This is a genomic window from bacterium, assembly GCA_021108215.1.
Lineage (GTDB): Bacteria > Oederibacteriota > JAAXVQ01 > JAAXVQ01 > JAUVAV01 > JAIORK01.
In genome coordinates, this window is the sequence record JAIORK010000012.1 from 161,734 (window position 1) to 177,500 (window position 15,767).

The window sequence follows — 15,767 nt, forward strand, 5'->3', positions numbered from 1 at the left end:
TATGACTGTTAAACTCAAATCTTCCGGCTGGGAGCTGGGGGGAGAATATCTTCCCTGGGTCTGGGCTCAAATTAATTACTGGGACATTGAGAGATCCCGCTGGCATGATGTTTTGAAAACCTATCATCTGGCAGGTCATCGTGTTGTCTCGACGGTTGTACTCCCCAGTGTGCATCAAATTGGAGACAATGAATATGATTTTGGGAAAGCCAGACCCCACCTGGATCTGTCGGCTTTTTTGAATGAGGCCAGAGAAATCGGGCTCAAGGTTTTTTTATGGGCAGGTCCTAAGGACTGTCCCGGCGTTGCCGCTGCAGGCTATCCTAAGATGCTGCTGGAAACCGGAGCAGCCCTGGCACGTGATGCCAAAGGGAATTTTGTACTTTCATCGCAGTGTTTTGGAAAAGATGTTTTTACATTACCGAATCTTATCTCAGACAGATTGACCGAATTCCTGCTTCCTTTTGCGGAAGCATTGAAAAATACGTTACATTCCCATATTCATCCTGATGGGCCCGTCATCGGCATGGGTTTGACCCAGGCGCCGGGGTGGGCGGCTGCGACATCCGCTTTTGCCGCGGATTACAGCACAGAAACCGTCACCTATTATCAAGCGTTTTTAAAAAAACAGTATTCGAAAATCGCTAATTTAAATAAAGTCTATGGTACGGAGTATACTTCTTATCAAGGTATTCATCCACCGCAGTCCTTGGAGAATTCCGGGAGTTTTCCAGGTCCGCGTTTATTGGATTGGGCACGGTTTCGGGAAGACTACTTTGTTCAGGCGGCGGAAAAACTTTTTGCATTATTTGCCGGTATTGTCGGCGAAAAAATTCCGGTTTTTCTTTCTGCTTTGACAGGGGGGAGGCCGTTGAATCTTGCGGAATTGGAAAAATCGCGTTGTTATAGTTATGCTTTGCCTGAAATGCCGTCGGGAGATGATGCATTTGGATTTCGGAGTGCAGCCCAATCGCGCTTTTTACTTTCGCAAAACACAGTCGTGTCCCAAGCCGGGGAAACCGAGCAGGAAAAACATTTTCGTTTCATGCGGGGAATTGCCGCAGGTGTGCGCGGATGGGATGCCTTGGCACCTGCCGGTGCCGGCATGCAGTCCGGGTTTGTCTCGGATCGTCAGGGGATTCCTGTGCGCCATAAATCGCAATGCTGGGAGTTGTTGAAAGAATTTAATACTGCGGATCATTTTTTACAAAGTCAAATTTCCGGCGAGATTTTACTTTTGAGCCTGCCTGCTTTAGAACGCGCCCTCTATATTCAAACACCGGCACAGCCTCGATTTGATTTTTTTGGACAAACGGATTCGGATGAAACCGGTTTGGTGCTGGATGATCAGACCCATGCGTATCTAGCTTTGTTTAAGGAGCTGGAGCGGTTTTTAATCAAACAACAATACCCGTTTTTAATTGCCGAGGGAGATGCGAATATTGATAAAATGAGCAAAATGTCACTGGTGGTCATACCGGGTGCGAAACAGATGGAACCGGCAATTCAACACCTGCTGGCAGGTTTGGTGAGCAAGGGGATTCATGTTGCTATTGTGGGAGAAATTCCGGGACATCCGGAAAAAGCAACGCATACCCCTTTGCAGGAATTGGTCAATAGCAAACCCCGGAAGCTAGTATCGAAGACCAAGGTGAAGGCAAAGTCCAAGTTGACCAAAACCGGGCGCCTCTTTCATCTCGAGGAATTTTCTGAGGTGAAACTGGATCGGTTTCTTAAGCAAACCGGTATTCAACGTCCTTTGGTGATTGATGATGCACGTGTGCGGGTTACGTTTCATAAATTGAGGAACCGTATTTTTATAGCAGCTGTGAATCAGGAAGCTGAAGCTGTTCATACCGTGGCCAGACGTGATGGGAAGTTTGTTGTGAAGGATTTTTGGGATGAAAATAAGTATTGGGGCGGGAACAATGAGATTAAACTTTGTTTGCCGGCACGGCAAGTGATGTTTTGGGAGTTGATCGTATGTTAAATCCGGCATTTTGCTTATTGGATCCTGAATTGGATCATTTGGAAAAATTGATGTCATTGTCAGGTGATGGATCAGACGGATTGACTTGGCAGGCCATTGTGGGAAATTTAGAAGCCGATCAAAAAAAACGAATTGTCGATCAGACGGTCGCGCAACTGACCCGGCCGGGCATACATCCCCAGGAAGAGATCACCCGGTTGCTTCGTCAGGCAGCAAAGACGCAAGGGGTTGAGACACCGGAACCGAGATATTTTAATTGGCCGGAAGCGGTATTTCGGAGACTTTTCAACCAGTTTGCCGGCCCGGCACGGGTTTATGTGCTTGGAATTTTAGATGCAGAGGGGATTTGGGCCGGCGGAATAGTGGGTGCGTCACACCAGGGACTGGATTTTCTTTCCACATTTAGATTGATATGGAGTGATGAACCTGAACTTGCTTCCAGGCAAACGCTGGATGACTTGACGGAATTGTGTCAGGTGGTTGAAAAGCGATTTTCTATGCCGGTATGCGGTCTCTATGTGTATAAGGACGAATTTATTCAGTGGCGCAGTTCCGGTTGGTCAAGAACGGTCTTTGACCGGTTTGTTGCATTGCAGACCATGAAAACCTCCGGTTTTTAGTTTTAGTTATTTCAAGAGCCCTATTCCTTTTCTAATTATTAGGTAATGTTATTTTTACCGACGTAATCGTTTTATTTTCAAACGAAATATCTTGCGCGAGACAATTTTTCGTCGTAAAATACAAAACTAATTGGATGGGTTGACAACCATTCAACTGCTTGTTTTAAATTCTGCGTATTTTATTTGAAGCGCACGAAATCATAGGAGCATAAAAGGCGATAATCCTTAGGAATTGCCTTTATTGGGGAAGTCGCTTTTAATATTTTTTGAAAGGAAGTCTTGTGAAGCATTTGTATCTTGGTATTGATCTCGGTGGCAGTAATATCACCGCAGCACTTATGAAACGTTCCGGGGAAGTCCTGGCAATGAATAAGGTGAAAACACTGGCGCATGAGGGACATGGGAAAATTACCAAGCGTTTGATTGAAAATGCAAAGGCTTTGTTTGCTGATGAACCAAGCTTGCACCGGAAAAATTTAAAAGCTGTGGGGATTGGTGTTCCGGGCGTGATTGATATCAAACGCGGTGTGGTTCGCTATTCTCCCAATCTTCCGGGATGGACTAATATTCATCTTCGGGAAAAAATACGAAAAGCATTTAGGGTGCCGGTGTATATGGACAATGATGCCAATGTGGCGGCGTTTGGAGAAAAATGGCTTGGGGCCGGGAAAGGTTTTCGGCATGTGGTTGTTTACACGCTAGGCACAGGTGTTGGCGGCGGTGTTATTCTTAATGGGGGGATTTTTCACGGGTCCTGTGACGGCGCAGGTGAACTTGGACATACAACGATTATTCCCGATGGGCCCTTATGTAATTGCGGCAATCGCGGGTGCCTTGAGGCCTTGGTTTCCGGGACGGCCATAGCGCGTGAAGGCCGACAGGCTGCCGGAAAAGACAAACGGTCTTTGATGAATAAACTGGCAGAGGGTGAGTCGGGGAAAATAACTTCGAAAATAGTGTTTCATGCTGCAGAACAGGGAGACAAAACTGCATTGCGGGTGGTGAGTCAAGTTGGGAAATATCTTGGTATTGGTGTTGCCAATGTCATTAATTTGTTGAATCCGCAATTGATTATTATCGGTGGCGGAGTCTCTAAGGCCGGTGACGCGTTACTAAAGTATGTCAAGGCTGAAGCACAAAAAAGGGCGATGAAAGAATTATACCGCTGTACCAAAATTGTCAAAGCACAATTGGCGGACCGGGCCGGTGTTTTTGGCGCCGCCGGAATTGCAATTCATGTCAAGTAAGAACGCAATGGCTGGAGGGGGATGAATTCGAATGGGCAAAAAAGTTATTTTTATAGAAGATGAAGAAGATGTAAGGAATGCAGTAAAATATATATTGGAAGCGGAAAAATATGAGTTCTATGGTGCTTCCAGCGGGCCTGAAGGCATTGCTAAAATAACCAAGTATAATATTGATTTGTTGCTTTTGGACATCATGATGCCCGGTATGGACGGTTTCGAAGTGTGCCGGGCGATTAAAAGTGAACCTTCAATTGCGTTGCCTGTCATTTTTGTGTCGGCCAAAACCGAGGCGACGGATATTGCGCGTGGTTTTGCTTTGGGTGCCGACGATTATATCATCAAACCTTTTGAACCCAATGATTTGGTTAATCGGGTGAAGCGTGTACTGGATAAGTACGACCGTAAATAGTTTGTTTTCAAAGCATCATTTCGGACCTTTCGTGAATTCGACCCCCGACATTCAACAGGTATTGTTCGTGCGTGTTGCAGGCTGGATTGTTTTATTTCAATGCAGCCTGCAGACAATGATAATATGCAAGGTGGTATGTTTATGAAGATTGTTATTCAGCGTGTCTTGCAGGCTAATGTGACAGTGGCGGGAAAAAGTATTGCCCGGATTGATGAAGGGTTATTGGTTTTAGTGGGGGTTCATCAGGATGACACACCCAATGATGCAGAGTATCTGGCAGGCAAAACAGCCGGTTTGAGAATTTTTGAGGATTCTTCCGGGAAAATGAATCTTTCGGTCTTAGACTGCAAGAGCAGTATTTTGGCAGTGCCGCAGTTTACGCTGTTGGGGAATTGCCGGCGCGGAAAACGGCCGGATTTTACCCGGGCTGCCCCGCCTGAAAAAGGGAAGGAACTTTATCTATGTTTTTGTGAAACATTAATCAAGGCCGGGCTGGATGTGAAGCAAGGGAGCTTTCGCGAGCATATGCATGTTCAGTTGATTAATAATGGTCCGGTAACCATTCTGTTGGATTCTAAAAAGGAAACATAAACCAGGGATTGTCCGGCAAACCGGTTAAGAACAGGAATGAGTATGAAACCTTCGCTTAAAATTATCCATACAGCAGATATTCATCTGGGTGCGAAATTTGTCGGACTGGGAAACAAAGGTTCGGACCAGCGGCGCAGACTTCGTGAATGTGTCGGCGATATTATTGATTATGTCATTTCTGAAAATGCCGACATGCTGTTGATTGCAGGCGATGTGTTTGATAATCAGCAACCGTCGCCGGAATCGATTTCAGCATTAACCCATGGTGTGCAGCGTCTGCGGGATGCCGATATTCCTGCTGTGATGATTGCAGGAACCCATGATTCGTTGCGCGAGGACGGCGTGCTTAAACGTTGGGCAATTAAACAAGCAGGTGTTGTTTTGCTGACGCCCGAACAGCCGGTGTGGATCGATGAACAGAAGCAGCTTTGCGTTCAGGGTGTTTCCTTGACATCGGCGCATGAACCCAAGCGGCCTCTGACAGTGATGCATAAACCTGAAGGGGATTATTGGCAAATCGGTATGGTGCATGCAGCGCTCGAGATGGGACGTGAAAATCCTCAAGAGGCGGTGTTTTCGCTGGATGAGATTGCCAAGAGTGCTTTGCATTATTTGGCATTGGGACATTGGCACCGGCGTCGTGAGTGTTCAAAAGGAAAAACAGTGGCGTGGTATCCCGGGTCACCGGAAATGATTGCGCTGGATGAGTCTGAACCCGGGACGGTATTGAAGATTGAATTTTTGGAAGGGTGTCAACCCAAGGTGACGCCGTATGTTGTTGGGAAGCGCTCTTTGGTGGAAATAACACTGGAATTATATGATGTGGAAGCGATTTTGACGCAGATACGCAATTATGCGGACGTGGATAAAGTTCTTTTGCTCAGACTGCAAGGCATCATTCCACCGGAACTTTTTCCTGATATTTCAGAGATAGCGCGAGCATTGGAAAAGGATTTTTTTTATGTTCGTGTAAAAAATGAATTTACAGCAACCATCAAAAAAGACGTCCTGGACCAATATGGTGAGCAAACCGTTATGGGGAAATTTGTCAGGATTGTTCGGGATGAAAAAGACGGTGTTGATGCAAAGACGCAGTTGGAATTAGACCAAGTACTCCAGTTGGGGTTGGCGTTGCTGGCGGGACGCGAGGTGCCGCCATGCTCCTGAAGCGGCTTGAATTAAAACGGTTTCGTAAATTTTCGCACCAGGTTATTTCGTTTGCGCCCGGATTGAATATCATTTGCGGCCCTAATGAATCCGGCAAGAGTACACTTCGGACGGCTTTAACAACCGTCCTGTTTGGCAACCCTACCAGTACCAGTGAACTGACCCGTGAGCTGACAACCTGGGGTGGCGGCGAGAAGTTTGAATTGCGGCTGGATTATGTTGATGAAAATAATATGGAGTGTAATCTGCGTAAGGATTTTGCGGGAAAAAAAATCTTTTTAATCAAGGGTGAGGAATCACTCAGGACATTTAAATCCATTCAGGCGAGTATTGTTGGGACGCTGGGTATTCCCAGTGAAGATCTTTTTAGATTGTGTGCGTCGCTGGATGTTCGGACGCTGGGTAATTTGGGAACGCAGGTTGAACGTCGGCAAGTGAATAAAATGCTGGCCGGCATGATAACCGGCACGGATACGGGCGGCGATGTTCTGCAAGCACTAAAAAAACTTAAAGATACCCTGGCATTATTAGGGAAGGGTATCCGCGGACAAGCGGTGAAAACACCGGGCCCCATCAAGGGAAACCGGGATAGATTGCTTCAGTTAAAGAGTCAACAAAAGCAATTGCAGGCAACCTTGGCGTCGCACCGGGAAAAAAGTAATGAACACAATCAGATCGAGCAAGCAGTGGAAAATTCTGAAAAAAGAGGGGCGGATTTAGACCACTTGCTTTCGTCCAATAAAAAAATCATGGAATCCGAAAAACGCCGGAACGAATTGGTGGCACTCGAAACAGAATTGGAGAATCAGGATAAGACCCGGAAGGATGCGGAAAAGGAATTGCATGAGATCGAGACGAAGATGGTCTCGTTTTCATTTGGCGCTTGGGGAGATGCAGACAGTGAACGTTTGCGTCAACTTGAACTTGAGATTGCGCAATGTGCCGGTCAAATTAAAAACCACGCCAAACCGGAAAAAAGCAATGGGAAATATTTTTTTGTGCTGGGTGGTATTGCGGTTTTTGTGGGACTGATTCTTTTTTTATACCAGTGGATTCCGGCCCTGATGTTTTTACTGGCCGGGAGTGGAATCATGCTGGGCGGCACGATGAAGCAAAAAAAAATCAGAACGCAGGCACAAAAAGAATTGGAAGGGTTGCAAGAAAAAGAGGGTGCGTTGGCGTCGCTGCAACACGAATGCGCCGACTGCATTTCCAAAACCGGGTATCAATCGAGTGAGGAAATTTTCCAGGAATGGCCAAAATACAGAGAGTTGCAGATCAAAAAAAATGCCTGGGCACAGCGTTTGCAAGCGCAGATGCCGGTTGATGCTGTGCGTTGGCAAACAGTTCGGCGTGAATTGAGAATGACGGAAGATATGTTGGGGGAAAATGATTTGATGACGCTGAAACTTTCGGCGCAGGATGCCGCAGCATTCCAGAGGGAGTTTGATGATCTGTTGAATAGACGCCAAGTGCTGACGGATAAAAAACGCCAACTTAAAGTTCTTTTGGACCATGAGCAAACCCATCAGGATGACCTTTATAACGTTGAGGAGGAAATTGATGCGGTAACTGAAACCTTGCAACGTTTGGAATCTCAGGAACAGCTGTTTGAAAAAACGCATGCGTTGTTGGATCGTGCCAGGCGCGACACGCTTAACCCGGCGCGTAAGGTTTTGGAGGAAAGAGCAGGGGAGTTCATGGCAGTGTTCAGTCAAAAACGCTATACGAACATAGCGGTTGACGATGAAGATTTATCTTGTAAGATATTAATACCCGAGACGGGAACATGGGAAAATCCGCAAGTGCTTTCACAAGGAACTTATGATCAATTTTATTTAAGTTTGCGTTTTGCTTTGTCTGAAGTTTTAACCGATGGCAAGCCTGCGCCGATTTTTCTGGATGAACCTTTGGCGGCATTTGATGAACATCGGGTACAGGCAACGCTGGAAATGCTTAAACTTGTCGCTAAAAAGCGTCAGATTTTGTTTTTCACCTGCAAGCAAGACTATCATGCTGCGGCTGATCATGTGGTGGATCTGTCTTTGGCATAAACAGGGGGAATGTTTTAGGGATTTAAGGGAAGCGAGGTGGGGAGATTTATGCGAGAGATCATTACGATTGTGATTTGTGTGGTTGTGTTTTTAGTTGCTTTGCAAAGCGGGTTGGTGAAGACCGGACTTGATTATGAGGTTGTGCGTAAGAACAATGAAAATCTTCAGGCGGCCAATGACCGATTGTCAAAAGAAGTGAAACGGATCAATTATATACAGCAAAGCGGGGCTGATATTTCAGCCGGACAGGTCGCCATGATGGAACGATTGGAGAAAGCCAAAGAAGATCTCAGAAAAGGATTGGCGCGCGAGGTTAAACGGCGGGAAATTACGCTTGAGGAAAATGGAGATATGTTCCAATTGGTGCTGCTGGATAAAATACTGTTTGGTCGGAATTCTTCGAAAATTTTGTCCTCGTCTTTTCCCTTGCTAAAAAAAATTGCCCGGGTACTAAGTCATTTTGATGAAGTGGAAATCCGAATAACGGGTCACACCGACAATAAACCATTATCGACGGTTGCCCGTAAGGCGTTTCCGACATTGCGGCATCTTTCAGTGTTTCGGGCGATTGCGGTGCTGAAGTATCTCGAGAAAGACGGCAATATTGATCCGGTGCAGATGCAGACTGCCGGTTACGGCGAGAGCAGACCGCTGGTCCCGAATGATTCGGAATATCACCGGACATTAAATGGCCGGATTGTGATAAGTTTACATCCGGTACAGTTGGAACAATTAAATAAATCACGCGATATCTACCGGACGGAAAAATTAATTCCACAAAAAAAAACAGTGCCGACAAAAGCATCGCGGGAAAATGTTGCTGAAGAGTATGAACCGGATCCGGATGCGGAGGGTGGACAGCCGATTGGAGAAGATGCACTTGAGAGTATGGAAGATAATGATTTTGATGCGGGATATGCCGTGCCGGAGGCACTGGAATAGGCGAACAGTGATTTAGATTAAATTAGATGCATGGAATTCCCAGGGCGGAGGTCTAATTCTCTTAGCGCAAGATGAGAGAAAGGGGGCCATGGGATGACAATACCACTTTCGGAGTGGCCGGATGAAGAAAAGCCGCGGGAGCGGATGTTGGCCAAAGGGGCAAAAGCGCTTTCTGATGTTGAATTGATAGCCATTTTTCTTAATACAGGCTGTCGAGGTGTATCGGTGGTTGATCTGGCCAGAAGTTTATTGAATGAAGTTGGGGGTATTTACGCGCTAGGTAAATTTTCGGTGTGGGAACTTTCTCAATTAAATGGGATGGGACATGCCAAGGCAATCCGGTTGTTGGCTGCCTGTGAGCTGGGAAGACGCCGGGAACGAAAACCTATCCGGCAGGAACCCATTATTCGGAGCGTACGCGATGCGGGTAAATTAATTGCCTCGCGCTTGCGGGACGTTGGGAAAGAGTGTTTTTTTGCACTTTACCTGGACAAGAAGCACCGGGTTGTTGATGAAGCGTTTATTAGTATGGGTGGATTGGATCAAGCACCGGTTCATCCGCGGGAGTTATTGCGTCCGGCACTGGCCTGTTCGGCCTCGGCAATTATTATTGCGCATAATCATCCGAGCGGGGATCCGACACCGAGTATGCAGGATAGAGCGTTGACGCAACGACTGGATCACGCGGCTTGGCTGATGGGTATAAACCTGCTGGATCATATTATTATTGGAGACGGGGAGAATATCAGTTTTGCAGAAAAAGGTTACCTTGAAAAAGACAAAAACGTTAACCGGCTTACAAAAAGCCAAACTATTGGCCCACGCAGGGCAGAATAAAAAAGCCATTCGACCGGTTATTTTGGATGTGCGGGAAATATCCGGAATTACCGACTATTTTGTTATCCTGTCGGGTAACACGGAGACTCAAGCGAAAGCGATTATGAATGAAGTCGATCGCGTGTGTCATGAAGAGAAAGTTTCGATTGCACATATCGAGGGAACCAGGGTATGCACTTGGGTTTTGGTGGATTTGCATGATGTCATTGTTCATGTTTTTACGGAAAAGGAGCGAAATTACTATAATTTGGAAAAATTATGGAAAGACGCCAAACGGGTAAATCTTCCTAAATTATAAAAACACACAAGTTTGCAATTTACCAGACAAGGGCATCAGCAGGAGAAAATGGCTTTCATGACACCCGCTAGAAAGATACCTGTGATTACAGTGATGAGCGATTTTGGGCACAATGATGGTTATGTAGCTGAAATGAAGGGGGCGATTTTATCCCGCATTCAATGTGTTCAGCTGGTAGATATAACCCACGAGATACCGGCATTTGATATTGAAACCGGAGCCCGCATGCTGGCGCAGACATTTTCGCGTTTTCCATTAGGTACCGTTCACCTCGCGGTGGTTGACCCGGGGGTTGGAGGCGGAAGGAAATGTCTGGTGGTGTATAATCATGGGCACTATTTTATCGGGCCGGACAATGGTCTGTTCACTTTGATTGCCCATCCTTTGAAAAAAGCACAAATATTTTCAATTAAAAAGATCTCAGGACCTGGAATTTCCGCCACATTTCATGGACGAGATGTTTTTGCACCTGCAGCAGCCGGGGTTGCCTCCGGCATGTCCCCGCTTGAATTTGCTATTCCCATTAAAACACTGATTACGTTAAAGAACCTTGAGCCCTTGAGGACAGGTACCCATAAATGGTTGGGAAAAATCATTAAAATTGACCATTTTGGAAATGCAATCAGTAATTTTCCTGCCCGTTTGCTGAACAAAATGAATAAACCTGTATTGCTGATTAAAGATAAAAAAATTATCCATCGCTATCGAACTTTTGTTGACGGCGCCCCTGGGAAACCGGGGATGATTATTAATAGTGACCAGTTGGTGGAAATAATACTGCCTGGAGAATCAGCCGGGAAAACGCTGGATATTGTAAAAGGGGAACCGGTAATTCTTTTAGATATTTTGAAAAACAAGGAGGAATGCATAGGCGGCGGTTGATGAGTGTCTACATATATGATATACTACTAGAGTTTGGAAATTGATGACACCGATGAGTTCATACGGTGATGCTTTTCCAATTTGCTTTCCATTCGTTAAAGGACGGATGATATTTGAATGTCGACTCATGAATTGTACATACAACGTGCGCGAGACGATTCGAACCGCCGCTGGTGGGTTATTGCCGGTTTATTAAGTCTGATTATTTTTCTTCATCCTCACCAGAGTGTTAAGGAATTTTGGCCGGTTTTGGCAGTTATTGGTATTAGTGCGGTTTATAACTTTATCCTTTCGCTTCTTGCCTATCACAAAATTGTTTCCCGTTATTGGTTGTATGCCGAAATAGTTGTTGATTTAATTTTGATTAGCGGACTGGTACACTTCACCGGCGGTGTGGTTGCCAGCCCGCTTTTTCTTTTGTTTCCGGTTTTTGTATTGGTGCAGGCATTTTATGAAGATCCGGTTGAAATCCTAATTTCAGGAACAGGTGTTTTTATAAGTATGGCAGTATTGTTTGCCATCGAACCAAGACCTGAACACTATTTATGGATCTTACTGGAAAGAGCACTGGTGATTACCGCCATTACGGTGGCAATCGGAATTAAAGTCCGGCTGGTGAATCGCGAAACCAATCAGGTGAAGTATGCACTGGCGGAAAAGGCATGCCAACTGGAAAATGTCAATCATGTTAATAAAGGACTGGAATTGAAAATCAGTACATCAACACAGCAATTGGAAAAAGCCAATGTGATGCTGGTGAAAAAAAATCTTGCCCTAATGGCCTTTCACGAAATTTATACAGCCATGAGTTCTACCTACAATTCCAGTCAACTGCTTAATCTTGTTATGGATACCGCGATGTCATTATTGAAGGCTAATTCCGGTGTGCTTATGTTGAAAGAATCAGATAGTGATATTCTCCGTGTTAAAGTGTCGCGGGGGTTGCCGGCACGTTTTTTGAAGACATTTCAGGTGAAGGTTGGTAAAGATGTTGAGGGGGAAGTTGCACAAACCGGTAAAGCGATGATGTTTGCAGACCTTGAACGAAATTCCAAGATTCACCCGATCAATCGTGAAAGCAGAAGTAAGATGTGCGTTCCGCTTTCCATTAAGAAAAAAAATGTGGGCATTATCACGGTGGAAAGTGCAGCCCCCAATACTTTTTCCAGAAATGATTTGGAATTGTTCAATACATTGGGGTCACAGGCATCGGAAGTATTGCAGAATCTCGAAATTTATGATGAACTCAAAACCAAGGCGGATCATCTTTCGTTGCTGTTTGAGGTGGGCAAAAATATTGGTAGTATTTATAACTTGCGCAAACTGTTTGAAGCGATTTTAGTCAGAGCAGTACAGGTTATGAAAGCCCGGCGTGGTTTTTTGATGATTTACGATAAAAATGCCGATGCTTTGAAAATTCGGGCATCCATAGGACTGGATACCCAGGTTGATCAAGCTGCAGTGAGTGTTGAAAAAGGTATTGCAGGTAATGTTTATCAAAAGGAGTGTTCGATCCTGATTCCGAATGTTAAAAAAAGTCCGATGTATGATCAGGAAAATGACCATATTTATGTTGGGCATGATTTGCTGGCTTGTCCATTGGTGGCCATAAAGAAGAAAGTGCTTGGTGTCATCTGTCTTAATGATCGAATCGGTACGAAGAAATTTGATACTGAAGATCTTGATTTGCTTAATGCGCTGGCATCTCAGGCTGCCATTGCCATCGAGAACGTGGAATTGTATGCCAGTATTCGCCGAGATTATTTGAATGCAATTAAAGCGTTGGCGGCGGCAGTTGATGCCAAAGATCATTATACCCATGGTCACTCCAATAAGGTTATGGTCTATGCGACGATGATTGCTAAAACCATGGGTCTTAGTAGAAACGACATTGAAAAAGTAAAATACGGTGCACTGCTGCATGATGTAGGAAAAATAGGCATATCGGAAGCAGTGTTGAATAAGCCGTCAAAATTAACCCCCAAAGAGTTTGATACCATTGCCATGCATCCGATTTTAGGAGTTTCAATTGTACAGAATATTGAATCGCTTAAAGACTTAATTCCCACAATTTTATATCATCATGAAAGATATTCCGGCGGTGGGTATCCGGAAGGGAAATCAGGGAACAGCATCCCCTTGGGTGCGAGAATCGTCGCGGTGGGGGATGCTTGGGATGTTATGACATCAGACCGTGCGTATCGCAAAGCATTGCCGATTAGTGTGGCTGTGGCGGAATTGAAAAAATTCTCAGGAACACAGTTTGACCCGGATATTGTTGAGGTCTTTTTGGAAGCGTTGGAAAAAGACGAAAAGGTTGAAACATTTAGAGATGAAGAACAATCCGGTGCTTTCCTGGATGAAGAAGAAATCTCCCGCCTGATGAATTAAAAAAATACCAAAAAAATGAAAAAAAAGTTGACACGGTTTAAAAACCCTGTATAATTACGCCCTGTTGTTTGAAAGAGTTGTTGAAAAAAAACAAAAAAAACAAAAAAAAGATTGACAATAATTTTTTATTTTGTATAATTCAACACTCTTGCGACCGTTCAGGACAAGTAAAGTAAGGCGATTTGATCCGGGGAACGGCTGATCTTTTATTATTTTTTTTAAAAAATAATTCGGTCCTTGAAAACTAGGCAGTGAAAAGTCATAAATGTAAGGTCCTTGAAATTCTTTTTGAAAACATAATTTGAGCTATCTCAAATTCTCTTTTGGAGAGTTTGATCCTGGCTCAGGACGAACGCTGGCGGCGTGCTTAACACATGCAAGTCGAACGGGGACTATTTGAGAGCTTGCTCTTGGGTGGTTCTAGTGGCGAACGGGTGAGTAACACGTGAGAAATCTGCCCTTTAGACCGGGACAGCCCACCGAAAGGTGGATTAATACCGGATGTGGTCATGAGGTGAAAGTCCTTATGATTAAAGGATGGCTGAAGGCTTCGGCCTGCTATCGCTAATGGATGAGCTCGCGGCTGATTAGCTTGTTGGTGGGGTAAAGGCCTACCAAGGCGACGATCAGTAGCCGGCCTGAGAGGGTGATCGGCCACACTGGAACTGAGATACGGTCCAGACTCCTACGGGAGGCAGCAGTGGGGAATTTTCCACAATGGGCGCAAGCCTGATGGAGCAACGCCGCGTGAGTGATGAAGGCCTTCGGGTTGTAAAGCTCTGTCATGCGAGAATAAAGCTGAAAGGTGAACAATCTTTCAGTCTGATTGTATCGCAGGAGGAAGACACGGCTAACTCTGTGCCAGCAGCCGCGGTAATACAGAGGTGTCAAGCGTTGTCCGGATTTACTGGGCGTAAAGGGCGTGTAGGCGGACTTGTAAGTCGGATGTGAAATCACCGGGCTTAACCCGGTAACTGCATTCGATACTGCTTGTCTTGAGTGCAGAAGAGGAAAGCGGAATTCCGGGTGTAGCGGTGAAATGCGTAGATATCCGGAGGAACACCAGTGGCGAAGGCGGCTTTCTGGTCTGCTACTGACGCTGAAACGCGAAAGCTAGGGGAGCAAACGGGATTAGATACCCCGGTAGTCCTAGCCATAAACGATGAGCACTAGGTGTGGGAGGTATCGACTCCTTCTGTGCCGCAGCTAACGCATTAAGTGCTCCGCCTGGGAACTACGGCCGCAAGGTTGAAACTCAAAGGAATTGACGGGGGCCCGCACAAGCGGTGGAGTATGTGGTTTAATTCGACGCAACGCGAAGAACCTTACCTGGATTTGCCATCCTCTGACATCCTGTGAAAGCAGGCTTTCCCGCAAGGGACAGAGAGACAGGTGCTGCATGGCTGTCGTCAGCTCGTGTCGTGAGATGTTGGGTTAAGTCCCGCAACGAGCGCAACCCTTGCCTTTAGTTGCTAACAGTTCGGCTGAGCACTCTAAAGGGACTGCCGGTGTCAAACCGGAGGAAGGTGGGGATGACGTCAAGTCCTCATGGCCTTTATATCCAGGGCTACACACGTGCTACAATGGGCTGTACAAAGGGTCGCAAACTCGCGAGGGTGAGCTAATCCCATAAAGCAGTTCTAAGTTCGGATTGGAGTCTGCAACTCGACTCCATGAAGCTGGAATCGCTAGTAATCGCGGATCAGCATGCCGCGGTGAATACGTTCCCGGGCCTTGTACACACCGCCCGTCACACCACGAAAGTTGGCGATACCTGAAGTTACTAGGCTAACCCCGTAAGGGGAGGCAGGTACCGAAGGTATGGCTAGCGATTGGGGTGAAGTCGTAACAAGGTAGCCGTATCGGAAGGTGCGGCTGGATCACCTCCTTTCTAAGGAGATCATCTGATTTGGCCTATGGTGCATGTCAGTATCTCTTAAGTCGATACCTTACTTTGCGTAAAATCAGATTTTCGAATCTGATTGAACAATGACTTTTCCTGTCTAGTTTTGAAGGACCGAATTTTCCCTTGTTTTTTAGAATGATGGGATCTTTTTGGGCCTTTAGCTCAGTTGGTTAGAGCGCGCGCTTGATAAGCGCGAGGTCTCAGGTTCAAGCCCTGAAAGGCCCACCAGCATTTTGCCTTTGGCGAAACAAATAATTTAGAACAGGAGAACAGCGGAGCAGCAGACCGCATTTGAATTTTTTGCTGTTCTACTGATCGGCTGTTCAAATGCTCTATTTTTTCGCTGTAAGCGAAAAAATTGGGGGTGTAGCTCAGCTGGGAGAGCACCTGCTTTGCAAGCAGGGGGTCATCGGTTCGAGCCCGATCATCTCCA

The 15,767-nt window shown here is 45.8% G+C and carries 12 protein-coding genes, 2 tRNA genes and 1 rRNA gene (1 of these 15 running past the window's edge); all 15 read left to right on the plus strand.

All coding sequences use genetic code 11. The features are described 5' to 3' along the window. The first annotated feature begins 1 nt into the window (after position 1). Positions 2-1,990, plus strand: coding sequence for a beta-galactosidase (locus tag K8S19_02725; protein ID MCD4812593.1), 1,989 nt, complete (start codon positions 2-4; stop codon positions 1,988-1,990). Next, positions 1,984-2,610 carry a hypothetical protein gene (locus K8S19_02730; protein MCD4812594.1) on the plus strand — a complete coding sequence of 209 codons (627 nt, stop codon included), beginning with the start codon at positions 1,984-1,986 and terminating at the stop codon, positions 2,608-2,610. The genes K8S19_02725 and K8S19_02730 overlap by 7 nt, the downstream gene beginning before the upstream one ends. 281 nt (positions 2,611-2,891) lie before the next feature. After that, positions 2,892-3,857, plus strand: coding sequence for an ROK family protein (locus tag K8S19_02735; GenBank protein ID MCD4812595.1), 966 nt, complete (start codon positions 2,892-2,894; stop codon positions 3,855-3,857). A gap of 31 nt (positions 3,858-3,888) precedes the next feature. Beyond that, positions 3,889-4,266 (plus strand): response regulator, encoded by a 378-nt coding sequence (locus K8S19_02740; protein MCD4812596.1) that lies wholly within the window; start codon positions 3,889-3,891, stop codon positions 4,264-4,266. 141 nt (positions 4,267-4,407) lie between these two features. Next, on the plus strand, positions 4,408-4,857 hold the full coding sequence (gene dtd, locus K8S19_02745) for a D-tyrosyl-tRNA(Tyr) deacylase (protein MCD4812597.1): 450 nt from the start codon (positions 4,408-4,410) through the stop codon (positions 4,855-4,857). Positions 4,858-4,899: 42 nt separating this feature from the next. After that, the gene (locus K8S19_02750) at positions 4,900-6,024 is read left to right on the plus strand and encodes a DNA repair exonuclease (GenBank protein MCD4812598.1); all 1,125 of its coding nucleotides are present in this window, start codon (positions 4,900-4,902) and stop codon (positions 6,022-6,024) included. Continuing rightward, positions 6,015-8,078 carry an AAA family ATPase gene (locus K8S19_02755; protein ID MCD4812599.1) on the plus strand — a complete coding sequence of 688 codons (2,064 nt, stop codon included), beginning with the start codon at positions 6,015-6,017 and terminating at the stop codon, positions 8,076-8,078. The genes K8S19_02750 and K8S19_02755 overlap by 10 nt, the downstream gene beginning before the upstream one ends. 48 nt (positions 8,079-8,126) lie before the next feature. After that, positions 8,127-9,020: an OmpA family protein gene (locus K8S19_02760; protein ID MCD4812600.1), complete on the plus strand. Its 894-nt coding sequence runs from the start codon at positions 8,127-8,129 to the stop codon at positions 9,018-9,020. Positions 9,021-9,113: 93 nt separating this feature from the next. Further along, a complete protein-coding gene (gene radC / locus K8S19_02765; GenBank protein ID MCD4812601.1) occupies positions 9,114-9,857 on the plus strand; it encodes a DNA repair protein RadC in 744 nt (247 codons plus the stop codon). After that, complete coding sequence (gene rsfS, locus K8S19_02770; protein ID MCD4812602.1) at positions 9,835-10,155, plus strand: ribosome silencing factor; 321 nt, start codon at positions 9,835-9,837, stop codon at positions 10,153-10,155. Before radC ends, rsfS begins: the two co-directional genes overlap by 23 nt. A 57-nt stretch (positions 10,156-10,212) precedes the next feature. Next, entirely contained in the window at positions 10,213-11,037 is an 825-nt protein-coding gene (locus K8S19_02775) for an SAM-dependent chlorinase/fluorinase (protein MCD4812603.1), read from the plus strand. A 117-nt stretch (positions 11,038-11,154) separates the two neighbouring features. Beyond that, positions 11,155-13,428, plus strand: a complete 2,274-nt coding sequence (locus K8S19_02780) for a GAF domain-containing protein (protein MCD4812604.1) — start codon at positions 11,155-11,157, stop codon at positions 13,426-13,428. A gap of 320 nt (positions 13,429-13,748) precedes the next feature. Beyond that, positions 13,749-15,319: ribosomal RNA gene (locus tag K8S19_02785) — 16S ribosomal RNA — on the plus strand. A 166-nt stretch (positions 15,320-15,485) separates the two neighbouring features. Continuing rightward, positions 15,486-15,562 (plus strand) — tRNA-Ile (locus K8S19_02790). Positions 15,563-15,694: 132 nt separating this feature from the next. Further along, positions 15,695-15,767: transfer RNA gene (locus K8S19_02795), tRNA-Ala, on the plus strand; it runs 3 nt beyond the window's last position.

Coding starts and splice junctions, on each gene's coding strand:
- K8S19_02725 (MCD4812593.1), top strand. CDS start 2: ATGACTGTTAAACTCAAATCTTCCGGCTGGGAGCTGGGGGGAGAATAT.
- K8S19_02730 (MCD4812594.1), top strand. CDS start 1,984: ATGTTAAATCCGGCATTTTGCTTATTGGATCCTGAATTGGATCATTTG.
- K8S19_02740 (MCD4812596.1), top strand. CDS start 3,889: ATGGGCAAAAAAGTTATTTTTATAGAAGATGAAGAAGATGTAAGGAAT.
- dtd (MCD4812597.1), top strand. CDS start 4,408: ATGAAGATTGTTATTCAGCGTGTCTTGCAGGCTAATGTGACAGTGGCG.
- K8S19_02750 (MCD4812598.1), top strand. CDS start 4,900: ATGAAACCTTCGCTTAAAATTATCCATACAGCAGATATTCATCTGGGT.
- K8S19_02755 (MCD4812599.1), top strand. CDS start 6,015: ATGCTCCTGAAGCGGCTTGAATTAAAACGGTTTCGTAAATTTTCGCAC.
- K8S19_02760 (MCD4812600.1), top strand. CDS start 8,127: ATGCGAGAGATCATTACGATTGTGATTTGTGTGGTTGTGTTTTTAGTT.
- radC (MCD4812601.1), top strand. CDS start 9,114: ATGACAATACCACTTTCGGAGTGGCCGGATGAAGAAAAGCCGCGGGAG.
- K8S19_02775 (MCD4812603.1), top strand. CDS start 10,213: ATGACACCCGCTAGAAAGATACCTGTGATTACAGTGATGAGCGATTTT.
- K8S19_02780 (MCD4812604.1), top strand. CDS start 11,155: ATGTCGACTCATGAATTGTACATACAACGTGCGCGAGACGATTCGAAC.